This is a genomic window from Deltaproteobacteria bacterium, from assembly GCA_020845775.1.
GTDB lineage: Bacteria > Bdellovibrionota_C > UBA2361 > SZUA-149 > JADLFC01 > JADLFC01.
In genome coordinates, this window is record JADLFC010000181.1 from 1 (window position 1) to 4,838 (window position 4,838).

3 protein-coding genes are annotated in these 4,838 nt (G+C 45.3%); 2 read left to right on the plus strand and 1 reads right to left on the minus strand.

Annotated elements, in window-relative coordinates:
- Together IT291_11220 and IT291_11225 are read left to right on the plus strand one after the other, a co-directional pair.
- Positions 1 to 1,068, plus strand: a 1,068-nt coding sequence (locus IT291_11220) for an ATP-binding protein (protein ID MCC6221799.1), incomplete at its 5' end; no start/stop codon positions are given.
- 263 nt (positions 1,069 to 1,331) lie between these two features.
- Positions 1,332 to 2,816 carry an MFS transporter gene (locus IT291_11225; GenBank protein ID MCC6221800.1) on the plus strand — a complete coding sequence of 495 codons (1,485 nt, stop codon included), beginning with the start codon at positions 1,332 to 1,334 and terminating at the stop codon, positions 2,814 to 2,816.
- Positions 2,817 to 2,822: 6 nt separating this feature from the next.
- Here the strand turns inward: IT291_11225 and nadE are convergent, their stop codons facing one another.
- Complete coding sequence (gene nadE, locus IT291_11230) at positions 2,823 to 4,823, minus strand: NAD(+) synthase (protein MCC6221801.1); 2,001 nt, start codon at positions 4,821 to 4,823, stop codon at positions 2,823 to 2,825.
- Positions 4,824 to 4,838: the final 15 nt, after the last annotated feature.

Here is a 4,838-nt window from a genome sequence, read left to right on the forward strand (position 1 = left end):
AAAACCACTTTAATAAGGCGCATAATTGCTAAACTTTCCTATAAGGCTCTAATCATAAATGCGGATGAGGAACGCTACCATGAAGTTCTTTCGAGCCGAGATGAACGAAAGCTTGGCGAATTAGTGGAAGGCTACGACCTGCTCTTTATCGACGAAGCGCAGCGCGTGCCAAACATTGGAATTGGTCTGAAAATTCTCATCGATAGTCGCCCTAAACTTAAGATTATCGCAACCGGCTCGTCTTCATTAGAACTCGCAAGGGGCATAAGCGAACCGCTTACGGGAAGAAAATGGACCTACCAACTATTTCCCATATCGCAGTTAGAGCTTTCAAGAACGTTGAACCGCTTTCAATTGCAAGACACACTGGAAGAAAGGCTCATTTGGGGATCTTATCCCGAAGTCTTTTCATTTAAAGGGCCAAAGCAGCGAGCGAAGTACCTTGGCGAATTAAGCACTGACTATCTATACAAGGACATCCTAACGCTTGCCGACGTGCGCAATCCCGCAAAAATTCGCGCCTTACTAAAATTATTGTCGTTTCAGGTCGGAAGCCAGGTTTCTCTTCATGAAATAAGTAACTCTCTCAACATAAGTAAGGAGACCGTTGCAAGATATATCGACTTGCTAGAAAAGAGCTTTGTTCTATTTAGCCTTTCTGGATTCAGTCGAAACTTGCGAAAAGAAGTAAGCAAAAGCAAAAAGTACTACTTTTGCGATTTAGGCATGCGAAATGCCGTAGTCGAGAACTTTAACTCCCTTCTCAACCGAAACGATCAAGGGGGATTGTGGGAAAATTTTCTTATAAGCGAGCGCATAAAGCAAAATGCCTATAACGAAAAAATAAGCTCTAGTTATTTTTGGCGCACCTATACTGGTGCCGAAATTGACTACGTGGAAGAAAGCGGCGGCAAACTTTCGGGTTTTGAAATCAAGTACCAAAAAGCTAAAGCGCGAAAGCCCGAAACATTCTTAAATGCTTACCCAGATTCAACTTGGGAAGTTATAAATCGAGAGAACTGGCTTGACTTCGCGCTAGGCAATGCTGAGCCGCAAAAACTAACTTAATTTGTAATCACCTCTTTGCATCTCCAGCTATGAAATATTTAAAGCAGATCTACCACTCGCATATATACCGTGCTTCCCTTCCGGGAAAACCACTGTATTCTCGTGTTGTTACCAACAAACAACAAATACCGTTTCCAAAAAGTAAAATATTTAACTTACTTTTTGAAAACGGTTTATCTCGCTGAACTTTACTCTGGCGATTTGCCGCGTTTAACGCTAGTATTTCGCCGTTTTGTTCATCCTAAACAAAGGGAGTTTTTTGAATGACGTGGAATAAGTCGCATCGAATACTGTTTTTAAACACTATTGCCTTTACCATTTGCTTTGCAGCCTGGACCTCTAACGGCGTATTGGTGACATTCTTGGTGGATAACGGCGTGTTCGACTGGACGACAGTTCAAATGGGGTGGCTATTTGGCATTCCTATTTTAACCGGCTCAATCTTTCGCATACCGCTGGGAATCCTAACTGATAAGTTTGGTGGGCGCATGGTCTACGGCTTACTTCTACTCCTTAGCGCGGTTCCTATGTATTTTCTTTCATACGCGAACTCCTTTTTGTCATTCGCGTTGCTTAGTGCGGGTTTTGGAATGGCGGGAACTAGTTTTGCCGTAGGCATTGCGTACTCTTCCATTTGGTACAAAAAAGAGCACCAAGGCACTGCATTGGGCATTTTTGGTGCTGGGAACGCTGGCGCGGCACTTACCACTTTAGTTGGACCACGGCTTTTAAACAATCTCACAAATCATGCAACTAATCTCGAAGCTTGGCGAGAGCTTCCGAAAATATACGCTGCTTCTCTGTTTATTACGGGAATAGTATTCTTCCTGTTCACTGAAACTAAACTTCCCGAGGGCCAAGCAAACAAAACTTTGTCTGAGCTGCTTCAGCCATTAAGGAGAATGAGAGTGTGGCGCTTTAGTTTGTATTACTTCTTAGTTTTTGGCTGCTTTGTAGCTTTTAGCCAATGGCTGCTCCCTTACTTTGTAAACGTCTATACGGTATCTCTAGTCACAGCTGGATACTGGTCCTCTTGGTTTAGCTTCCCGTCTGGCGTTATTCGCGCGCTAGGTGGCTGGTGCTCTGACAAGTACGGAGCCCAAAAAGTCATGTATTGGGTTCTTGGCTCCTCCTTAATTATTTCGTTGATGCTCACCGTGCCCAGGTTAGAGAGCTATTCTCCCGGTGCCGGAATAATGGCAAAAAAAGCTGGTGTAGTTGCTAGCGTTACTGACAGTGAAATTGTTGTAAGCAATGTTACGTATCAACTAGCGGCCAAGGAATCCGTGAACTATGACGAGAACGCTGATATTCTCATATGGCCTACAAAACAGTCTTGGCACAAGCCGATGGTTAAAGTTGGGGATACGGTTGTCAAAAAGCAACTATTAGCACAAGGAATTACGAGGATTTATTTTCAGGCTAACGTCTGGATTTTTGGCATACTCGTAATAACAATAGGAATCATTTGGGGCATAGGCAAAGCTGCGGTCTTTAAGCACATTGCCGATTACTTCCCCAAGGAGGTAGGTGTGGTAGGGGGTTTAGTTGGCGCATTGGGCGGCTTAGGCGGCTTTTTCTGCCCAATAATATTTGGATATCTGCTTAAATTTACAGGTCTCTGGACTAGTTGCTGGATGTTTATGTTCATCCTCTCCGCTGCCTGTCTAATATGGATGCACTCCGTAGTTCAATCCATGCTCCGCAGCAAAGATCCAAATTTACTAAGAGAGCTAGAGAAAAAGTAAGCTGTACTACTTTTCACAACTAAGTCTTTTTATCTCCGAGCGCAAGGCTTCTAGCTCCTTTGCAAAGCTACCTGAAAGCACCGGAAACCTACAAGCCGTCTTTGGATCCAAGCTATAGTCATCGACATGAAAACAAATGGCAAACCTCTCTCTCTTCCACTGATTACGCGCCCACAAGCGAAAAAATTTCTCAATCCATTCGCCCAATTTCTCAACGCGTTCTTCGGAAAACTCTTCGCTTAAAAGTCGCAAAATATCTACCGGACAAAGTTTTTTTTCAACGGCTAGTTGCTCGATTTTATCTAGCACATCGTACGGCATTAAGTCGTCCTCATCTCGCTGTCCTGCTCTTAGCTCCGCTGAGGGCTTAAGACTATTGACCAAACATAAAGCATCGCGAACTTCTGCTGGCAAATCCTCGCGCTTTTCCATCCACATAAGCCATTCGAGTAAAAAATGTTTTGAAACTCCACCGATAGGATTTATACAGCCACTAGTATCCCCATCCATAGTAGCATATCCAACAGCTGCTTCGCTGCGATTTGAGCACACTAGCAAAATCTTGCCAGACAAATTCGCCACCATCCACACTCCGGGGGATCTGACTCGCGCTTGAACATTTTCTCGTGATAGAGCCCAATCTTCGCCACTGCTATTTAGATCTATTGTTAAGGCCGAACCTACGTTTCTCTCAACATCTCCCACGAGCGCATCTATGTCCCAGCTAATAAACTGAGCGCCTATAGCACTTGCTAGTGTGGCAGCCGACTGCCTAGTTTCCTTGGAGCTGAACTTCGTCCCTTGAAAAACGCATGTTAAGACTTTATTTAGTAGGTCATTATTCGCAATAGCCGCTGCATTCATTCCCCTCATCCACCCCAATCTCGCAAATGTTCCTTCTACGCCGAGCTCATTAACGGCGCGTCTAACCATGAGCCACACCAACATGGCGACGGAGCTAGAATCTGCGCCACCGCTAAGCGAAATTACAAAGCCTTTTAGCTTGCTCTTTCTCAAGTAATCAAAAAGTCCGAGCGTAATCGCGGCAATAAACTCATCGTACTTGGTCGTAGCTTTTGCAAGAGGTGTTCTCGGATCTAAACCGCTAACAATATCTCTGCCAAGTTTAATGCGGCCATCGCAAACTTTAACCATTCTGGCAGCGGCTTCTGGCTTAAACGCATAAAGTTTAGCTCGAGCCATTCGCGTCGCCTCTATGTCTATAATCGCCGTTGTCAATTCGACTGGATTGAGCGAAAACCGCTGTCCTTCTGCCACGATTTTTCCCAAAGTTGCGATCATGCAATCGCCATCGTAGATTATGCGACCGGCTTCGTTTCCCAAAAGATTGGAGTACAAGTAAGAGACTCCGAAAACCCGACTGCCCTCGCTAACTAAATCGCGGCGGACCTCGTGTTTCCCAAACGCAAAGTGAGATGCGCTGGGGTTTAAAATAATATCCGCTCCGACTGCTGCTAGGTGGCGTCCAGGACGCTTTGCCACCCACGCATCTTCGCAAATTTCTATGCCAATAACTATTTCGTCAATCTCAAAGTAGATATCGCCTATCGGATATTTAGCTCCAGCAACGGCAACTTCTCCAACAAATCCGCTGGGCCAGGATTTAAACCACCTCGGTTCATAATGTACGCCATCGCCGGCTAGATTCTGCTTGGCATAAAACCCCTGAATTTCCCTATCTGCAACGACACAAGTGCAATTATAAAGCGCTCCCTGCCAGTACATGGGAAGGCCAACGCTAACGATTATTCCTTCGCAGATCGGCACTATGCGCTCAACCAAACTGGCCAGCGCTTCTTCTAAAACTCCGGTGGAGTGAAAAAAATCCTGCACACCGTATCCGCTTATACAGAGCTCCGGCAAACACAGAACCTCAACCCCCTGACCTTTAGCCAGCTCTATAACCCTTACTATGTTATCGAGATTCTCACCCCAAGCAATTGGGGTCTGATTTAGCGCTGCCGCCCCAACTTTAATCAGTCGCACTGCCTTAACCTCCCT